Source organism: Microbacterium pullorum (assembly GCF_014836535.1).
GTDB classification, from domain to species: Bacteria; Actinomycetota; Actinomycetes; order Actinomycetales; family Microbacteriaceae; genus Microbacterium; species Microbacterium pullorum.
Genome location: NZ_JACSQP010000004.1, coordinates 196,219 through 214,722, shown reverse-complemented (window position 1 = coordinate 214,722; position 18,504 = coordinate 196,219). Strand labels below are relative to the sequence as shown.

Sequence of the window (18,504 nt, the reverse complement as noted above, 5' to 3'; positions counted from 1 at the left end):
GGCAACGATCTCGTCGGACCCCGCGGCGCCGGACGGTGCGAGACTGGATCGGTGACCCTGCTGCAGCCCTCCCCCGAGGCGGCGACCGTCGACGCCGCACTCGCACGTGCCGAGGCCGGCGAGCGCATCGATGCCGTGACCGCCGAGGTGCTGCTGCACTCGACCGGCGAGGCATTCGACCGTCTGCTGCGGGCCGCCGGACGGGTGCGGGATGCCGGGCTGGCGGCATCCGGACGCCCCGGCGTCATCACTTACTCCCGCAAGGTGTTCGTCCCCCTCACGACACTGTGCCGCGACCGTTGCCACTACTGCGTGTTCGTCGACACCCCGGGCCAGTTGGCTTCGCTGCACAAGCCGCTGTTCATGACCGAGGCGCAGGTGCTCGCGGTGGTGCGGCAGGGGCAGGCGCACGGCTGCAAGGAGGCGCTGCTGACCCTCGGGGACCGGCCGGAGGAGCGGTGGCCGGCCGCACGCACCTGGCTCGACGACCATGGCTATGCCTCGACGCTGGACTACGTGGGAGCGATGGCGCGGCTCATCACCGCCGAGACAGGGCTGTTGGCGCACCTGAACCCCGGGGTGATGTTCCATGACGAACTGGTGGCGCTGCGACCCACCGCGCCGTCGATGGGCATGATGCTCGAGACGACGTCGGAGCGACTGTTCACCGAACCCGGGCAGGTGCACTTCGGCTCCCCCGACAAGGACCCCGCGGTGCGGCTGCAGGTCATCGAAGACGCCGGGCGCGCGCGGGTGCCGTTCACGACCGGCATCCTGGTCGGCATCGGCGAGACGCTGCGCGATCGTGCCGAGTCGCTGGTGGCCATCCGCGCGGCGCACGAACGTCATGGCCACGTGCAGGAGGTCATCGTGCAGAACTTCCGCGCGAAGCCGGGCACGGCCGCGCGCACCGCCCCCGACGCCGCGCTGCACGAGTACGTGGCCGCCGTCGCGGTGGCCCGCCTGGTGCTCGGGCCGCGCATGCGGGTGCAGGTGCCGCCGAACCTGTCGGATCCCATGGAGTTCGACCTGCTCGTGCGGGCCGGCGCGGACGACTGGGGCGGGGTGTCGCCGGTGACTGCCGACCACGTCAACCCCGAGCGCCCCTGGCCGCACCTCGACGACCTCGCCGCGCGCACGGCCACGCTCGGATTCACACTGCAGGAGCGCCTCACCGCGCACCCGGAGTACGTCAGCCGCGCCGACGAGTGGCTCGACCCCGCGATGCACGGCCCCGTCGCCGCCCTCGCCGACCCCGCAACGGGCCTCGCGGCCGTGGGTGCGGGGTCGGCCGCGGGCGGCGCGCACAATGTCGCTGATCCGGCCGGTTCGGCGCCCGCCGGCCCGGATTCGGGCCCGAACGACGCGGATCAGCGACGTTATGCGCGCCCGGCCGCCGGCGCGACCACCGCACGGCTCGCCGAGCAGGCCGCCGCCGACCCGCTCGCGCTCGGCGACGACGACTGGGAACGCCTGCTGCGCTCCACCGGGGACGACCTCGAGACGGTCGTCGCGACCGCTGACGACGTGCGGCGCTACACCGTGGGTGAGGCGGTGAGCCTGGTGGTCAACCGCAACCTCACGTCCACCGGATTGCGCCCGGGCGGTGCGGTCGCACCCGACGAGTTCGACCTCGACGACGTCGCCGCGATCGCCGCCGATGCCCTCGCCCTCGGGGCCACCGAGCTGTGCGTGCAGGGCGCGCTTCCGGACACGATCGACCCGTCCGGCTACCTCGCGATCGCCCGCGCCGTGAAGGCCGCGGCCCCCGGCATCCATCTGCACGCCTACCGCCCGCAGGACGTCTGGGACCTCGCCGATCGTGGCGGGCTCGGGCTGGACGGCGCCCTCGCCGCGCTCCGCGACGCCGGAGTCGACACGGTGCCCGGCACCGGCGTGAAGGTCGCGACCGAGCGGGTGCGGGGCACGCTCTTCCCCACCGACCTCGAAGTCGACCGGTGGGTCGAGGGCATCTCGGCCGCGCATCGGCACGGCTTCCGTTCCACGAGCGTGCTGTTCTACGGGCACGTCGAGACCGCCGCCGAACGCATCGCGCATCTGCGGCTGCTGCGCGCGCTGCAAGAGGCCGCGGCATCCGCCGGCGCCGGGGGCGGGTTCACCGAGTTCGTGCCGATCCCGCTTCCCGGGCCGGCCGGGGGCGTGCCGCTCGTGACCGGGCGCACCCCGATCGACGAGCACCGGGCGATGACCGCCGTCGCGCGTCTCGCGCTCAACGGCTCGATCCCGCACGTGCAGATCCCGTGGCCGCGCGTGGGGCGCGAGGCGGCCGCGGTGCTGCTGCGCGCGGGTGGCGACGACCTCGGCGGTGCACTGCTGGACGGCCGGATGCGCCCCGCCGCGGGCATCGAGCACGGGCAGGAGCTTCCCGCGGCCGATGCCGCGCGCATCGCGGCGCGCCTGTTCCGCCCCTTCCGCCTCCGCACGACCGACTACCGCACCCCCCGCCCCGCCCCGCCCGCGCCGGCTGCGCCCGCCGCGCCGGCCAGCGCTGCTCCGGTGTCGCGTGTGGCGGGTGTCGCGGGCCCACACCGTGCGCAAGTGACACTCGAGCAGCCCCCGCGGAGCGGGCACGCGACACCCGACGGGCACGCGACACCCGAGCGGGACCGGGGCGGGTCGTGACCGACCACGTCGAGGTCGCGATCGTCGGCGCCGGGTTCGCCGGCCTCGGCATGGCGATCGCGTTGCGGCGGGCCGGCCGCGGCTCCTTCGCGATCCTCGAGCGCGCGGCATCCGTCGGCGGCACCTGGCGCGACAACACCTACCCGGGAGTCGCGTGCGACGTCCCCTCACATCTGTACGGCTTCGCGACCCACCCGAACCCGCACTGGTCGGGGCTGTTCGCCACGGGCGCGGAGATCCACCGCTACCTCGAGCACGTCGCCGACGTCGAAGACCTCGGCGACCGGCTGCGGCTGTCCACCCCACTCCTTGCCGCACGGTGGGATGCCACGGCGTCGCGCTGGCACATCGACACCCCCTCCGGTGCGCTCACCGCCGAGGTTCTCGTGCTCGCCTGCGGTCGACTCACCGAGCCGTCGATCCCCGAGATCCCGGGGTTGGAGCAGTTCGCGGGCCCCATCTTCCACTCCGCCCGGTGGGACCACGCCACCGACCTCTCCGGCGCGCACGTCGCGGTCGTCGGCACCGGAGCGAGCGCCGTGCAGCTCGTCCCGCGGCTGGCCGAGACCGCCGCACACGTCACCCTGTTCCAGCGCACCCCCGCGTGGATCGTCCCCCGTGGCGAGCACCCCTACGACGACGCCGAACGCGATCGCTTCGCGACCCACCCCGAGGAGCTCGCCGCGCTCCGCGCCGCCCTGTACGTCGAGGGCGAGGCGCGGTACGCGTCACGATCGGGCGATGCCGCGGCATCCGCCGCCGCCCGCGAGGTCGCCCTCACCCACCTCGCGAACCACGTGGCCGACCCGGCACTGCGCCGCGCCCTCACCCCCGACTATGCGTTCGGATGCAAGCGCGTGCTGCTGTCGGACGATTTCTACCCGGCCGTCGCCTCCCCCGCCGTCACCCTCGAGCCCTCCGCGCTCGCGGCGGTCGCCGGCACCGAGCTCGTCGCGGCATCCGGGGCCCGCTACACCGCCGACGCACTCGTCCTCGCCACCGGATTCGTCTCGCAGCGCCAGCCCTACGCCGAGCTGGTCACCGGCGAACGCGGCGAGACCCTCGCCGAGCACTGGGCTGGCGGAATGACCTCGTTCGCCTCGACCGTCGTCTCGGACTTCCCGAACATGTTCGTACTGGACGGCCCCAACGCCTCGCTCGGCCACAACTCCTCCGTGCTCATGCTCGAGGAGCAGGCCGCGTACGCCGTGCGGGCGCTCGTGCAGCGCGCGGCGGCATCCGACGGCGTGCTGCGCGTGCACCCGGATGCCGAGGCGGACTACACCGCCGAGATCGCTCGGGCGGCGGCCACGACACCGTGGCTGACCGGCGGATGCCGCAACTGGTACGTCGACCGCGGGCGACTGACGCTGCTGTGGCCCGGTACTGTCGACGCATTCCGCGCGCGGCTCGCCCGCACTGACGGCTCGGAGTTCATGACCACACCCGCCCGCCGGGGCGGGGAGGAGAGGAGACCCGCATGACCCTTCCGATCCGCCTCGGGTACAAGGCGTCGGCCGAGCAGTTCGGGCCGGCACAGCTGGCCGACTTCGCCGTGCTCGCCGAAGACGTCGGCTTCGACTCGGTGTTCATCTCCGACCACTTCCAGCCGTGGATGCACGAGGGCGGCCACGCTCCCGCCGCGCTGCCGTGGCTCGGCGCGGTGGGCGCGCGCACCTCTCGCGTGCAGCTGGGCACCTCGGTGCTCACCCCCACGTTCCGCTACCACCCGGCCGTCATCGCGCAGGCCTTCGCGACGCTCGGGGTGATGTTCCCCGAGCGGATCATCCTCGGCGTCGGCACCGGCGAGGCGCTCAACGAGGTGACCCTCGGCCTCGACTGGCCCGACCCGCCCGAGCGCTTCCAGCGCATGAAGGAGGCCATCACCCTCATCCGCGAGCTGTGGGCGGACGAGCGCGTGACCTACGAGGGCAGCTTCTGGCACGTCTCGGATGCCACCGTGTACGACCGCCCCGACCGGCCGGTGCCGATCTACATCGGCGCGTCCGGCCCCGCCGCCACCCGCCTGGCCGGCCGCATGGCCGACGGGTGGATCACCACCAGCGGCAAGGATCCGGCGCTGTACACCGACAAGCTGCTGCCCGCGCTCGACGAAGGTCTCGAGAAGGCAGGCCGCACCGCGGACGATGTGGACACCCTCATCGAGGTGAAGGTGTCGCTCGCCGATACCCGTGAGCAGGCGCTGGAGAAGACCCGGTTCTGGGCCCCGCTGGCGTTGTCACCCGAGGAGAAGACCGGCATCCACGACCCGCTCGAGATGCAGCGGCGTGCCGACGCGCTGCCGATCGAACGCGCGGCGTCGCGCTTCATCGTGTCGACCGATCCCGAGGAGCACGTGGAGCAGATCGCGCGGTACGTCGACCTCGGGTTCCGTCACCTCGTGTTCCATGACCCCGGGCACGACCAGGAGACCTTCCTGCGCACCTACGGCGACGAGATCCTGCCGCGGCTGCGCGCCCGGTTCGGCGCGTGACGTCACACCCGGGGGTCGGAATTCAGGCCCCGCGACCGGACGCGGGCATGCACGCCCCGCAGCCCGTCGGAATTCAGGCTGAACGGCCGGGCGCGGTGGATGCCGTCGCCGAATCCGACGCACAGCCTGAATTCCGACAGGGCGCGGCCGATGACTGGGTCGTGGTCGTGCCGGTGAAGCCGGCGGCGGCCGGGAAATCGCGGCTGACGGTCGCGGGAATCGACCGCACCGCGCTGGCGCGCGCGATCGCCCGCGACACGATCGACGCCGCCGCGCAGACCCCGGGCGTCGCGCACGTGGTCGTGGTGACCGACGACACCGATGCCGTGGCGACCGTGCCCTCCGCCCCCGCGGCACCGGTGACCGTGGTCGCCGATCCCGGCGGCGGGCTCAACGCGGCGATCGCGGCGGGAATGGCCGCGCACACCCACCGGGCGCGGGCCGCACTGTTGGGCGACGTCGCGGGGCTGCGCCCCGAAGAACTCGCCGCCGCACTGCGCGATGCCCGCGCGTTCGACCGCGCCGTCGTGCCCGACGCGGAGGGCACCGGCTCGACACTGCTGACCGCCGCCGAGGACGTGGAGTGGGCCTCGCGCTTCGGCCCCGACTCGTTCGAGCGACACCGTCGGCTCGGCGCCACCGCGCTCGAATTCGACGCGGCATCCGGCCTGCGGCGCGACATCGACACCGCCGCGCAACTCGACGAACTCGGCGAGCAGACGGTCGGGCCCCGCACGGCCACGCTGCTGCGGGCCGCGCGACGCGGCGACACCGCGCCGGCGCCCACCGCGCGGCTGCGGCTGCGCGAGATGCGCGCCGACGACCTCGAGGACATGGCGGCGCTTCTCGGCGACCCGGAGGTCATGCGGTACTACCCGGCACCCCGCACCCGCGCGCAGGCGGCGGAGTGGATCGCCCGCAGTCGGCAGCGCTACGCGGCCGACGGGTTGGGGCTGTGGGTCATGGAGGATGCCACCGGCCGCTTCGTCGGCGACTGCGGGCTCACGTGGCAGCCGCTCGGCGACCGCCGGGTGCTGGAGGTGGGATACCACGTGACCCCGCCGCTGCAGGGTCTCGGCTATGCGGCGGAGGCGGCCACCGCCTGCCGCGACCTCGCCCGGTCGCTCGGTTTCGGCGTGCTGCGGGCGCTCGTGCACCCCGACAATGCCGCGTCGGCGCGCGTCGCCCAGAAGGTGGGGATGCACCGGGATGCCGCGGAGTCGGCAGCCGCCGGGATCACCGTCATGCGGATGGCGCTGTAGGGGTCCCGGCTCGCGGTCAGGCCGCCGCGGCATCCAGCGCGGCGTCGACGATCGCCGCGGATGCCGCGACATCGCGCATCCACAGCGGCGCGACCCGCGCGCGCATGCCGAGGGCATCCACGACCGGTGCGAGAGCGGCATCCTCCTCGGCGAGGAGCCACGCGTCGAGCAGTCCACCTTCGCGGCGGGAGCCGTAGTGCCCGGCCACGGCTTCGGCGGAGGTCGCCACCCCGATCGCGGTGAGGCACACGTCGGCCATGCCGCGCACGACCGCACCGCCGATGATCGGCGACACCCCCACGATGCGTGCCGACGTCGCCGCGAGGGCGTCGCCGAGGCCGGGCACCGCGAGGATCGGGCCGATGGAGACCACCGGGTTGGACGGCGCGACCAGCACGACGTCGGCGGCCGCGATCGCCTCGACGACTCCGGGCGCGGGGCGCGCGGCATCCATCCCGGGGTTGAGGAACGCTTCGGGGGTGAGTTGTGCGCGGTGGCGGGTCCACCATTCCTGGAAGTGCAGCACGTCGCCGCCGGCGACCCGCACGTGGGTGTCGACCTCGGTGTCGGTCATGGGGAGCATCCGCACGCCGAGCGGCCAGCGCTGCGCCAGCCGCTCGAGCACGGCGGTGGGCGTGAGGCCGTCGCGCAGCCAGCCGGTGCGGGCGAGGTGCGTGCCGAGGTCGAGGTCGCCGAGGGTGAACCACGGCCAGCCGGTGCCCCACTGCTGCAGTTCGTGGTTCACGCGTTCGGTGTCGCCGGCGCGGCCCCAGCCGCGTTCGGTGTCGTTGACGCCGGCGAGCGCGTAGAGGATCGAGTCGACGTCGGGCTGCAGTCGCACCCCCGACAGCCACAGGTCGTCACCGGTGTTGACGACGACCGTCGCCTCGGGGGCACCGCGTCGCGCGAGGGATTCCCGCACGCCGAGGGTGAACTTCGACCCGCCGACGCCGCCGGCGAGCACCACGACGCGAGGGGAGGATGCCACCCCACCACCCTACGGTCGCTCCGCCCCCCGCCCGCGTGCCGCCCGCCCGAGCCTCGCCCGCGTGCCGACCGCCCGGGCCGCTCCGGTGTCGCGAATGGTGGGTACGGTCTCGCGCAACCCTGCGGATCCGCCACCGGACCAGCCCCCGCAGCCGCCGCAGCGCGCCGTACACGTCGCCCGCGCGTGCGCGGGCAAGCGCTGCTCCGGTGGTGCGAACGGCGGATGCCGCGGCGCGCGACCGTGCGGAAGCGACACCCGAGCAGCCCGCGCGACCCGAGCAGCCCGCGCGACCCGAGCGACCCGAGCGACCCGAGCGACCCCGCGACCCGAGCGCGGCGCGCGGCCCGCGGCCCGCGACCCCCGCGACCCCCGCGACGCGGGTCAGGCGGCGGCGCGGGCGGCGGCGGGCAGCGCGTCGAGGACGCGCGCGAGCGCGGCGTCGTCGTGCGCGGCGGTGAGGAACCACGCCTCGTACACGCTCGGCGGCAGCGACACCCCCGCGTCGAGCATCGCGTGGAAGAACGGCGTGTACCGTGCGGCCTGCTGCTGCAGCGCCTCGGCATATGACCGCGGCGCCTCCGGCAGGAATGCCACGCCGAACAGCGACCCCGCGCGCGGCACCGCGTGCACGACGCCGGCGTCGGTCAGGGCGGCATCGAGCGCGTCGGCGACGATGGATGCCGCGGCATCCACCCGTGCGTAGACCTCCGGCGTCGCCAGCTGCAGCGTCGCGATCCCCGCCGCGACCGACAGCGGATTGCCCGAGAGCGTCCCCGCCTGGTACACGGGCCCGACTGGGGCGAGCATGTCCATGACGTCCGCCCGTCCGCCGAGCGCCGCCAGCGGCATGCCGCCGCCGACGACCTTGCCGAACGTGAACAGGTCGGGGGTGTAGTCCTCGCCCGCCTGCTGCTGCAGACCCCAGAATCCGGCGGGATGCACCCGGAAGCCGGTGAGCACCTCGTCGATGATCAGCAGCGCGCCGTGGTCGTGCGCGAGCGCCGTGAGCGCGGCGTTGAAGCCGGGCAGCGGCGGCACCACGCCCATGTTCGCAGCGGCGGCCTCGACGATCACGGCGGCGATGCGGTCGCCGTGCAGCTCGAAGGCCTCTTCGACGGCGGCCAGGTCGTTGTACGGCAGCACGAGCGTCTGCGCGGCGATCGGGGCCGGCACACCCGCCGATCCGGGCAGCGCCAGGGTCGCCACCCCCGACCCCGCGGCGGCCAGCAGCCCGTCGGAGTGCCCGTGGTAGTGCCCGGCGAACTTGATCAGCAGGTCGCGGCCGGTGTAGCCACGGGCCAGGCGGATCGCGGTCATCGTCGCCTCGGTACCGGTCGACACCAGCCGCACGCGCTGTACGGGACGACGGTCACCGGCGGCGACACGTGCGGCGATGAGGTCGGCCAGCTCCACTTCGGCACCCGTCGGGGCGCCGAACGACAGGCCGCGGGATGCCGCCTGCTGCACGGCCGCGACGACCTCGGGGTGCGCGTGGCCGAGGAGGGCCGGGCCCCACGAAGCGACGAGGTCGACGTACTCGCGACCGTCGGCATCGGTGATGTAGGGGCCGCGTGCGGCGGTCACGAACCGCGGCGTGCCTCCGACGGAGCCGTACGCGCGCACGGGCGAGTTCACCCCACCGGGGATCACCTGGCGCGCGTGGGCGAACAGCTGCTCGTTACGGTCGGTCATGGGTCGCTTCCTCTCTGCGGGCGCGGGAGACCGCCGGCCCGGCGGCACACCGCCCGATGTCACAACGCCCGGCGGCACGCCGACCGGCGACGGGGTGGGTCACCGTTGCTCGCGCAGCCATCCGGCCGCCTCGACGGCCCAGTACGTGAGTACGGCGTCGGCGCCGGCGCGGCGGATCGCGACCAGCGCCTCGCTGATCGCGCCACGGCGGTCGATCCAGCCGTTCGCTGCGGCGGCCTCGATCATGGCGTACTCGCCCGACACCTGGTAGGCCCACACCGGCACGTCGACGGCGTCGCGCACGGCGGCGAGCACGTCGAGGTACGGCAGCGCGGGCTTGACCATGACGATGTCGGCACCTTCGTCGACGTCGGTCACGGCCTCACGCACCCCCTCACGGGCGTTGGGCGGGTCGAGCTGGTACGTGCGGCGGTCGCCGGTGAGCTGCGAGTCGACGGCTTCGCGGAAGGGGCCGTAGAAGGCTCCGGCGTACTTCGCGGCGTACGCCAGGATCAGCGTGTCGGTGAAGCCTTCGGCTTCGAGCGCCGCGCGGATGTGGGCGACCTGGCCGTCCATCATCCCCGAGAGCCCCAGCAGGTGCGACCCGGCCCTGGCCTGCGCGAGTGCCATCGCGGCGTAGCGCTCGAGCGTCGCGTCGTTGTCGACGACACCGTCGGGTCGCAGCACGCCGCAGTGGCCGTGGTCGGTGAACTCGTCCAGGCACAGGTCGGTCTGCACGACGAGCGCATCGCCCACTTCTGCCACGAGCGCCTCGGTCGCGACGTTCAGGATGCCGCGGGGGTCGTCCGCGGCGGAGCCGATCGCGTCGCGCACGGCGGGGACGCCGAAGAGCATGATGCCGCCGACGCCCGCGGTCGCCGCCTCTGCCGCGGCACGGCGGAGCGAGTCGAGCGAGTGCTGCACGACGCCGGGCATCGACCCGATCGGGTGGGGCTCGGTGAGGCCTTCGCGCACGAAGGCGGGCAGCACCAGCTGGGAGGGCAAGAGGTGAGTCTCGCGCACGAGTCGGCGCACCGCCGGCGACTGGCGCAGGCGCCGCGGGCGGTGGGCGGGGAAGGTCACCGCACCGTCTCGTCGGTCGAGTGCGGCAGCGCGAGCTCGGACACCGCGCCGATGAGGGCGGCGGCGGTCTGCTCGGTGGCGACGACGTCCACGGGAAGGCCGAGAGTGCGGGCGTCGTGCGCTGTGCGGGGACCGATCGCGGCGAGCACGGTGGTCGCGGGGATCTCGGCGAACTGCTCGCGCACCTGTTCGGCGACCGATCCGCTCGTGATGAGGATCGCGTTGATGCGGCCGCTGCGCACATCTTCGGCGATCTTCTCGGTGACCGGCACCCCCACGGTGCGGTAGGCCACGACGCTGCGCACCCGGTGCCCGGCATCGGTCAGTCGCTCGGTGAGTACGGGCTTGGCGATCTCGCTGCGGAGGGTCAGCACATCGCGCGGCTCCGCCTCGAGCGCGATCAGCTGGTCGGCCATGCCGGCGGCGGAGTTGTCGTCGTCGGGCACGAGGTCGACCTTGTAGCCGACGGCGGTGAGGGCCGCAGCGGTCGTCTCACCGACGGCGGCGACCCGCGTGGTGGCGGGGATCTGCGCGCGGTAGGCGTAGAGCACGTCGACGGTCGTGGCGCTCGTGACGGTCAGCCAATCGAACACGCCGGCGGCGAGGTCGGCGAGCGCCTGCTCGAGGGTCGCCTGATCGGTCGAGGGCGCGAAGTTGATGAGCGGGGCGATGACCGGGGTCGCACCCTGCGCGCGCAGCGTGGCGGCGACGTCGTCACCCCATGGTCCGCCGCGGGGCACCAGCACGCGCCAGCCGGTCAACGGTTTGACCGGCTGCGACTGCCAGGAGGTGGTGTTCATGGGGTCGACTCTCGTGGTACCAGTTCGGCGGCTCCATTGTCGAGCAACCGACGAGCGACGTCTGACCCGGCGCGTACGGCGTACGCGATCGGGTTCGCGCCTTCGGCAGCATCCGCACCATCGCCGCTGCCCTGCGACCCACCATACTCCCGAGGGAAGACGGCGACACGGTCCATCCCGATCCGACTGCTCCCGTCGAGCGCGTAGACGACCGCGTCGATGCGCAGATCGTCGCCGGCGAGGTCGGCGTGCACGCCCACGGGGGCGTGGCATCCGGCTTCCAGTGCGGCGAGCACGGTGCGCTCTGCGGTCACGGCGATGCGGGTGGTCGTGTCGTCGATGCGGGCGAGCGCCGCCTGCACGTCGGCAGCCGCATCGGCGGTGGTCTCCACCGCGAGCGCACCCTGCCCCGCGGCGGTCGGCCACGCGGCCAGTCCGAGCGGCTCGAGGCCGAGGTCGCCGAGATCGATGCCGATGCGCGCGAGGCCGGCGGCGGCGAGCACGACGGCATCGAGCTCGCCGTCGCGCACGCGCTGCAGCCGGGAGTCGACGTTGCCGCGCAGGTCCCGCACCTCGACGCGGGGGTTGCGGCGGTGCACCTGCGCGCGACGGCGGGGCGACCCGGTGCCCACGAGCGCGCCGGGACGCAGCAGGTGCAGGGGGGTGCCGTCGCGGGTGACCACGACGTCGCGGGCGTCCTCGCGCACCGGAGTGGCGGCGATGACGAGCTCGGGCGGCTGCGCGGTGGGGAGGTCCTTCAGCGAGTGCACGAGGAAGTCGCACTCCCCCGCGAGCAGCGCCTCACGCAGGGCGGTGGCGAACACGCCGGTGCCGCCCATCTGCGACAGCGAGGCACGAGACACGTCCCCCTCCGACACGATCGGCACGAGCTCCACGGGGTGACCGGTCACGGCGGTGATCGTGTCGGCAACCTGCTGCGACTGCGCCATCGCGAGGTTGCTGCGGCGGGTGCCGAGGCGAAGCGTCCGCATCATCGCGGCATCCTCATGCCAGCACCTCGACGAGCTCGGCGGGGGTCACGAGCCGTCCGGTGAAGAAGGGCACCTCCTCGCGCACGTGGCGACGCGCCTCGGTGTAGCGCAGCTCCCGCATCATGTCGACGAGGTCGGTCAGCTCGTCGGCTTCCATGGGCAGCAGCCACTCCCAGTCGCCGAGGGCGAAGGATGCCACGGTGTTGGCGGTGACACCGGTGAACGCGGCACCCTTGCGGCCGTGGTCGGCGAGCATGGCGCGGCGCTCCTCTTCGGGGAGGAGGTACCACTCGTAGCTGCGCACGAACGGGTAGATCGTCAGCCACTGCTTGGCGGGGATGCCGCGGAGGAACCCGGGCACGTGCGCGCGGTTGAACTCGGCGTCGCGGTGCACCCCCATCGCGCTCCAGGTGGGGAGCAGGGGCTGCAGGAGCCCCGTGCGGCGCAGGCGGCGAAGGTCGTGCTGGAGGCCCTCGGCGGTGGCGCCGTGCAGCCAGATCATCACATCGGCGTCGGCGCGAAGACCGCTGACGTCGTAGAACCCACGCACGGTCGTGCCGCCTTCGGCGAGGTCCGCGACGAGCTGCTCGAGCTCGCCGGCGTCGTGCTCGGACACCGGGCGGTGGGGGTCCCGGCGCAGCACGGACCAGAGCGTGAAGGAGGTGTCGGACATCTTCTCAGTCTGTCTCTCGTGTCGCGACGCGGCAAACCACGGCCGATCGGCACGGTTCGGGCGCCACGTGTTCGGGTGCCGTGGCTTGCCGGCGGGGTCAGCGCGCGATGAGGCGCACGACCCCCCACACTGCCAGGCCCACCGCTGCTGCCGCACCGACGGTCGCGATGATCGCACCGGTGGGGTTGTGGCGGGCGAACAGTCGCGCCTCGGCGACGCCGCGGTCGGTTGCCGCGCCGACGCGCTTGGGGACGTTCGCCTTCTCCTCGATCGCGAACAGGGCGGCCTTCAGTTCGGCGCGGGCCCTGTCGACCGGGTCGGTGATGCCCAGCGGCACGGCGGTGCGGGGCACGGGGACGGGGCGGTCAGAACTCATTCGCGGCATCCTTCACGATCTGGGCGTCGGTGGCGATCGCCTTGGCAGGGGTATCGCGGGACGAGAGGCGCTTGAACCGAAGGAATCCCAGCAGCGCGAGCACCGCGGTGACCAGCAGCATCAGGCCGAAGACGACGAGCGCCGAAACCCACGGATGCCACCACGACGAGAGCCCGATGATGATGAACGCGCCGAGGGCGGGGATCGACCAGAACAGCACGAACAAGGCGGCGAGGAACCACAGACCGCCGACACCGGCATCCTTGCCCGTCTTTGCCGCCCACTTCTTGGCGGAGTCGATCTCGGCGAGGACCAGATTGCGCACAAGCTCGGGCACCTCGCCGAGCAGCGTCATCAGGCTGTCGTCGGTGCGGTCCCGGAAGCCGCGGGGGGTGGTCATATCAGCTGTCCGCGGCCTTCTGGATGTCGTCGATCGCGCCGTGGGCCGCCTTGCGCACCTCGCCTGCCGTCGCCTGAGCGCCCTCGGCGACCTCGTCGACCGAATCCTTGCCGCTCGCGATGGCGTCGTCGAGCCGCTGGCCCGGCGTCGAGCCGCTCTTGGTGGCGGCCTTGGTGACCTTGACGGCACTGTCCCACAGGGCGTTGGGCAGGGCCATGACGGCCGACTTGCCGAGCTCGGTGACCTTGCCGACCTGCTTCTGCACGGGGTCGAGTTCCCAGACCTTCTCGGCTTGCGCCTTGATCTGCTCGTAACGTTCACGACCGGCGCGCGTACCCAGGACGTAGCCCGCGGCCAGCCCCACAATGAGTCCTACTTTGCCCCGCATGGGGTCTCCTCACGCTCGATGGGGGTGCTTCGTGGTCCCAGGTTAGCCCTGTATGCCGATCGGGGTATCCGGGGTTGCGCGCAGGGGGCGTCGTGGGTTAGTCGATGACCGCGGCGTCGCCCCACAGCGCCGCTCGGCGCACCCGTTCGGCCTCGGCGATCGCGTCGGGCACGACCTGTGCGAGCCCCGTCCCCGACAGCCAGGCCCCGGTCGCAGCGAGGCCCGCCGTCGCGTGCACGGCAGCGCGGGCGGCGGCCGTCAGCGACGCGCGGCCGAGCGATGCCGCGGGCTGCGACTGCACGTAGCGGTCGCGGTGCGCGGCGCGCAGCTGCGACGGCTCGAGGGAGACCCCCAGCAGGGCAGCGGCCTCGGACAGCGCGAGTGCGGCCGCCGCGTCGTCGTCGAGCCCTTCGGTGGCGGGCGCCTCGCCCTGGGCCCCGAACGAGACCCGCACGATGTGGTGGGGCGTCGCCTCGCGCAGCCACTCCCACTTCGCGGTGGAGTGGGTGAGCGCCTTGGCGGCATGGGAGCCGGGCACGGTGAGCACACCGGTGCCACGGGGATGGGCGTCCAGCACGGGGGCGTCGAGCACGAGGGTCACGACCTCCACGACCGGCGCGGTCTCGCTGCCGGGGTCGAGGTTGGGCACGACCGGGGCCAGCAGATGCCGCGCGGCGGCCTCGCCGGTGGCCACGATGACCGCGTGCGCGGGCAGGCGCACAGTGGCCGGCGCGTCGCCTGCGGGGTCGACGGGAGCGGCCATGGCCGCCTCGATCGAGCCGGCGTCGGGCGCGGGGCCGGACACCGTGGCGGTCGCGGAGGCGGGCGCGGCATCCGCACCGTCGGAGGCGGCGGGGCCGGCGGCGGCGACCTCGACGACCCACTCGTCACCGTCGCGCACGATCGCCTGCGCCGGCGCGTTCAGCTGCACGTCCACGCCGAGTTCGTCGAGGCGCTCGCGCAGCGCGTCGACCAGGCTCGTCATGCCGCCGGCCAGGCCCCGCACGGCGGATCCGGGGGCGGTGGTGCTGTCACCGCGCAGCTGCGCGACCGCACCCGAGAGCGACCCGGTGCGGGTGAGCGCGTTGTTCAGGCCGGGGGCGGCGAGGTCGACGTCGATGTCGTCGGGACGCGCCGAGTAGACCCCCGTGGTCACGGGGGCCACGAGCCGGTCGAGCACGGCCGAGCCCATGCGACCGCGCACGAGCGCGCCGAGGCTGCGCTCGTGCCCGATGGTCAGGGGCGGGCGCAGGCGGTCGACGTATGCGCGCCACACCCCGCGCCAGCCGATGATGCGTCGCACGTCGTCGGCCCAGATGTTCGCGGGAATGCCGAGCATGCCGCCCGCCGGCAGGGGTGCCGCGTCGCCGCCGGGAAGGCCGGCGACCCAGGCGCCGCCCGCTGCAGGCGACACGACGGCATCCGCCAGACCCAGTTCGCTCACGAGTTCCGACACGGCGCCGCCGCGCACGGCGAAGCTCTCGGCACCGACGTCGACCGTGACGCCGTCGAGTTCGGCGGCGCGCACGACGCCGCCGAGGCGGTCGGATGCCTCGAGCAGGGTCACCGGCAGGCCGACCTTCGCGCATTCGAGCGCGGCGACGAGCCCGCCCATGCCGCCGCCGATGACGACGATGCGCGACTCCTGCGCGTGGGCGACGATGTCTTCGATGTCGCTCATACGTCCTCTCCGTGTGCGAGGGCGACGATGCGGGTGAGCACCGTCGGGTCGGTCTCGGGCGGCACGCCGTGTCCGAGGTTGAGGATGTGCGCGCGGGCCGCACCGCCGCGGGCGATGACATCGCGCACGTGCGCCGACAGCACCGGCCAGGGTGCGGTGAGCAGTGCCGGGTCGATGTTGCCCTGCAGCGTGACGTCGGGGCCGACGATCGCGGCTGCTTCGTCCAGCGGCGTGCGCCAGTCGACGCCGACGGCGTCGGCGAGGCCGCCCAGGCGCATGTCGGGCAGCAGATGCGCGGTGCCGACACCGAAGTGGATGCGCGGCACAGTGATGCCGTCGAGGGCGGTGTGCGAGTGCGGCGCGATGTGGGCGCGGTAGTCCGCGACCGACAGCGACCCCGCCCACGAGTCGAACAGCTGCACGGCCGAGGCGCCGGCATCCACCTGCACCTGCAGGAAGGCATGCGACACCCGGGCGAGCCAGCCGGCCAGGCGGTGCCAGGCCTCGGGGTCGGCGTGCATCATGCCGCGGGCGCGCAGGTGCTCCTTCGACGGGCCGCCCTCGACGAGGTAGGCCGCGAGGGTGAAGGGCGCACCGGCGAAGCCGATGACGGGCACGTCGCCCAGCTCGCGCGCGACGATGCCGACCGCCTCGGCGACGGGTGCGGATGCCGCGACGACGTCGGCCGGGTCGATGGCCGTGACGCGGTCGACGTCGGCGGTCGTGCGCACCGGGTCGGCGAAGACCGGTCCGCGGCCGGGCTGGATCTCGACGTCGATGCCGGCCAGCAGCAGCGGCACGACGATGTCGCTGAAGAACACCGCGGCATCCACCCCGTGCCGGCGCACCGGCTGCAGCGTGATCTCGGCGGCGAGCTCCGGGTCGAGGCACGCGTCGAGCATGCGGGTGCCGACCCGCAGTTCGCGGTACTCCGGCAGTGAGCGGCCCGCCTGACGCATGAACCAGACGGGAGGGCGCTCCGGGCGGTCGCCGTGCAGGGCGCGAAGAAGGGGGGCGGTGGCCATGGATCCATCCTCGCACCGCTGTCGCCACCCTCTCCCAGGCGGGAGCCAGGTACCCTTCTATGGTGCTGCTGTGCGTCTCCGCGAGTCATAAGACCGCACCGTTCGAATTGCTCGAACGGCTCAGTGTGCACACCGACCGCGTCGCCGCGACGATCGCGGGGCACGACGAGTGCGTGCAGGGAGCCGTGGTCGTCGCCACCTGCAATCGTTTCGAGGCGTACGTCGAGATGGACGAGCCGGTCACCGCGGCGGGGGCCGTCGGGGTCGAGGCCGCGCTGCTGGCCATCGAGTCCGCCACGGGGGTGCGCCCCGACGAGCTGGCCGGTGCCTACGAGGTGGTCGCCGGCGACGACGTCGCCCGTCACCTGTTCTCCGTGGCATCCGGTCTCGAATCCGTCGTGGTGGGCGAAGGCGAGATCGCCGGTCAGGTGCGCCGCGCCCTGACCGAGGCCCGCGAGCAGGGCACGACCTCCCCCGAACTCGAACGCCTCTTCCAGCGCGCCAGCGAGACGCAGCGCGGCATCAAGAACGCCACGGCCCTCGGTCGCGCCGGCCGGTCGCTCGTGCGGCTGTCGCTGGAACTCGCCGACAGCCGGGTCACCGACTGGGCGAGTCTGCGGGTGCTCATGGTCGGCACCGGCTCGTACGCCGCAGCGACCGTCGCGGCGCTGCGCGACCGCGGCGCCGCCGACATCTCCGTCGCCTCCCCCTCGGGCCGGGAGACGCTGTTCGCCGCACGGCACGCGCTGCGGCCGGTGCCCGCGGCGTCGTTCGCCGGCGCCGTCGCGACCGCCGACCTCGTCATCACCTGCACGAGCGCCGAGCACCCGGTGCTGTCGGCGGCGACCTTCGCCGCGGGTGCCGCCGCGAGCGACCCGGGCGCCGTGCCGGCCCGGCGCCTCGTCATCGACCTGGGTCTGCCCCGCAACGTCGACCACGACGTCGCCGACGTCGCGGGCACCGACCTGCTCGACCTCGAGACCATTCGCCTGCACGCCCCGCTGGAGGAACTGCAGGCCACCGACGACGCCCGCCGCCTCGTCGCCGACGCCGCCGAGCGTTTCGTCGTCGCCGGCGAGCGCCGCAGCGTCACCCCCGCGGTCGTCGCGATGCGCGCGCACGTGGGCGAGGTGCTCGAGAAGGAGATCGCCCGTGCGCGCGGCCGCGGCGACGACGGGACGACCGAGCAGGCCCTGCGCCACCTGGCGGGCGTGCTCATGCACACCCCCACCGTGCGCGCCCACGAGTTGGCCGAGCAGGGACGCGCCGACGATGTCTTCACCGCCGTGTCGGCGCTGTTCGGGCTGGACGTCGACGAGGCGGCATCCGTCGCGCTCCCCGACGACGTCCCCGCCGCCGGCTGACCCCCCCCGATCGCTCCCACGCGGGTGGTCGGACGAAGCGGGGTGGGACGATGGACCTATGACGCTGCACATCACCGACGACCCGGCCGCCGACGAGCTGCTCACGCGCGACCCGCTGGCGCTGCTCATCGGCATGCTGCTCGACCAGCAGGTGCCGATGGAGACCGCGTTCGCCGGCCCGCTGAAGATCAGCGAGCGCCTCGGCACGCTGGATGCCGCGGCGATCGCCGGCACCGATCCGAACCGGTTCGCTGAACTGTTCTCGCAGACTCCGGCCGTGCACCGCTTCCCCGGATCCATGGCCGGCCGGGTGCAGGCGCTGTGCACCGCCGTCGTCGAGACCTACGGCGGCGACGCCGCAGGGATCTGGACCGACGGCGACCCCGACGGCCCGACCGTGCTCAAGCGGCTGAAGGCCCTCCCCGGCTTCGGTGAGCAGAAGGCCAAGATCTTCCTCGCCCTGCTCGGCAAGCAATACGGCTACACCGGCGAGGGGTGGCGTGAGGCGTCCGCGCCCTACGGCGAGGAGGGATCGCACCGCAGCGTCGCCGACATCGTCTCGCCCGACTCGCTGCAGCAGGTGCGCGAGTTCAAGAGGGCCGCCAAGGCCGCCGCACGCGAGGCCGCCGCGAAGCCGTCCTGA

General features: G+C 73.7%; 17 protein-coding genes. 6 read left to right on the top strand and 11 right to left on the bottom strand.

Features of this window, described 5'->3' with window-relative positions:
• Nucleotides 1-60: 60 nt before the first annotated feature.
• From cofG to cofC, 4 genes are read left to right on the top strand one after another with little or no spacing between them, the layout of a single operon-like run.
• Complete coding sequence (gene cofG, locus H9651_RS07990; protein WP_191718964.1) at nucleotides 61-2,643, top strand: 7,8-didemethyl-8-hydroxy-5-deazariboflavin synthase CofG; 2,583 nt, start codon at nucleotides 61-63, stop codon at nucleotides 2,641-2,643.
• Nucleotides 2,640-4,127 (top strand): flavin-containing monooxygenase, encoded by a 1,488-nt coding sequence (locus H9651_RS07985; protein WP_191718763.1) that lies wholly within the window; start codon nucleotides 2,640-2,642, stop codon nucleotides 4,125-4,127. Before cofG ends, H9651_RS07985 begins: the two co-directional genes overlap by 4 nt.
• A complete protein-coding gene (gene fgd, locus H9651_RS07980) occupies nucleotides 4,124-5,137 on the top strand; it encodes a glucose-6-phosphate dehydrogenase (coenzyme-F420) (protein WP_191718762.1) in 1,014 nt (337 codons plus the stop codon). The genes H9651_RS07985 and fgd overlap by 4 nt, the downstream gene beginning before the upstream one ends.
• Nucleotides 5,138-5,184: 47 nt before the next feature.
• Nucleotides 5,185-6,399: a 2-phospho-L-lactate guanylyltransferase gene (gene cofC, locus H9651_RS14730; protein WP_225216513.1), complete on the top strand. Its 1,215-nt coding sequence runs from the start codon at nucleotides 5,185-5,187 to the stop codon at nucleotides 6,397-6,399.
• A gap of 16 nt (nucleotides 6,400-6,415) precedes the next feature.
• On the opposite strand, the gene cofD is transcribed toward cofC, so the two are convergent.
• The 11 genes from cofD to hemE form a co-directional block, all read right to left on the bottom strand.
• Nucleotides 6,416-7,387 carry a 2-phospho-L-lactate transferase gene (cofD, locus tag H9651_RS07965; protein WP_191718761.1) on the bottom strand — a complete coding sequence of 324 codons (972 nt, stop codon included), beginning with the start codon at nucleotides 7,385-7,387 and terminating at the stop codon, nucleotides 6,416-6,418.
• Nucleotides 7,388-7,768: 381 nt separating this feature from the next.
• Nucleotides 7,769-9,079 carry a glutamate-1-semialdehyde 2,1-aminomutase gene (hemL, locus tag H9651_RS07960; protein WP_191718760.1) on the bottom strand — a complete coding sequence of 437 codons (1,311 nt, stop codon included), beginning with the start codon at nucleotides 9,077-9,079 and terminating at the stop codon, nucleotides 7,769-7,771.
• A gap of 99 nt (nucleotides 9,080-9,178) precedes the next feature.
• Nucleotides 9,179-10,162 (bottom strand): porphobilinogen synthase, encoded by a 984-nt coding sequence (gene hemB / locus H9651_RS07955; protein WP_191718759.1) that lies wholly within the window; start codon nucleotides 10,160-10,162, stop codon nucleotides 9,179-9,181.
• Nucleotides 10,159-10,962 carry a uroporphyrinogen-III synthase gene (locus H9651_RS07950; protein WP_191718758.1) on the bottom strand — a complete coding sequence of 268 codons (804 nt, stop codon included), beginning with the start codon at nucleotides 10,960-10,962 and terminating at the stop codon, nucleotides 10,159-10,161. The genes hemB and H9651_RS07950 overlap by 4 nt, the downstream gene beginning before the upstream one ends.
• Nucleotides 10,959-11,957, bottom strand: a complete 999-nt coding sequence (hemC, locus tag H9651_RS07945; protein ID WP_191718757.1) for a hydroxymethylbilane synthase — start codon at nucleotides 11,955-11,957, stop codon at nucleotides 10,959-10,961. The genes H9651_RS07950 and hemC overlap by 4 nt, the downstream gene beginning before the upstream one ends.
• 10 nt (nucleotides 11,958-11,967) lie before the next feature.
• Nucleotides 11,968-12,627, bottom strand: a complete 660-nt coding sequence (gene hemQ, locus H9651_RS07940) for a hydrogen peroxide-dependent heme synthase (RefSeq protein WP_191718756.1) — start codon at nucleotides 12,625-12,627, stop codon at nucleotides 11,968-11,970.
• 97 nt (nucleotides 12,628-12,724) lie between these two features.
• Nucleotides 12,725-13,003 (bottom strand): hypothetical protein, encoded by a 279-nt coding sequence (locus H9651_RS07935; protein WP_191718755.1) that lies wholly within the window; start codon nucleotides 13,001-13,003, stop codon nucleotides 12,725-12,727.
• Complete coding sequence (locus H9651_RS07930) at nucleotides 12,993-13,403, bottom strand: phage holin family protein (protein WP_191718754.1); 411 nt, start codon at nucleotides 13,401-13,403, stop codon at nucleotides 12,993-12,995. The genes H9651_RS07935 and H9651_RS07930 overlap by 11 nt, the downstream gene beginning before the upstream one ends.
• A 1-nt stretch (nucleotide 13,404) precedes the next feature.
• Nucleotides 13,405-13,791 (bottom strand): hypothetical protein, encoded by a 387-nt coding sequence (locus tag H9651_RS07925; RefSeq protein ID WP_191718753.1) that lies wholly within the window; start codon nucleotides 13,789-13,791, stop codon nucleotides 13,405-13,407.
• Between the two features lie 97 nt (nucleotides 13,792-13,888).
• Nucleotides 13,889-15,472, bottom strand: coding sequence for a protoporphyrinogen/coproporphyrinogen oxidase (locus H9651_RS07920; RefSeq protein WP_191718752.1), 1,584 nt, complete (start codon nucleotides 15,470-15,472; stop codon nucleotides 13,889-13,891).
• Nucleotides 15,469-16,497, bottom strand: coding sequence for a uroporphyrinogen decarboxylase (gene hemE, locus H9651_RS07915; protein ID WP_191718751.1), 1,029 nt, complete (start codon nucleotides 16,495-16,497; stop codon nucleotides 15,469-15,471). Before hemE ends, H9651_RS07920 begins: the two co-directional genes overlap by 4 nt.
• Nucleotides 16,498-16,559: 62 nt before the next feature.
• On the opposite strand from hemE, the gene H9651_RS07910 reads away from it, so the two are divergent.
• Complete coding sequence (locus H9651_RS07910) at nucleotides 16,560-17,861, top strand: glutamyl-tRNA reductase (protein ID WP_191718750.1); 1,302 nt, start codon at nucleotides 16,560-16,562, stop codon at nucleotides 17,859-17,861.
• Nucleotides 17,862-17,919: 58 nt separating this feature from the next.
• The gene (locus H9651_RS07905; RefSeq protein WP_191718749.1) at nucleotides 17,920-18,504 is read left to right on the top strand and encodes an HhH-GPD-type base excision DNA repair protein; all 585 of its coding nucleotides are present in this window, start codon (nucleotides 17,920-17,922) and stop codon (nucleotides 18,502-18,504) included.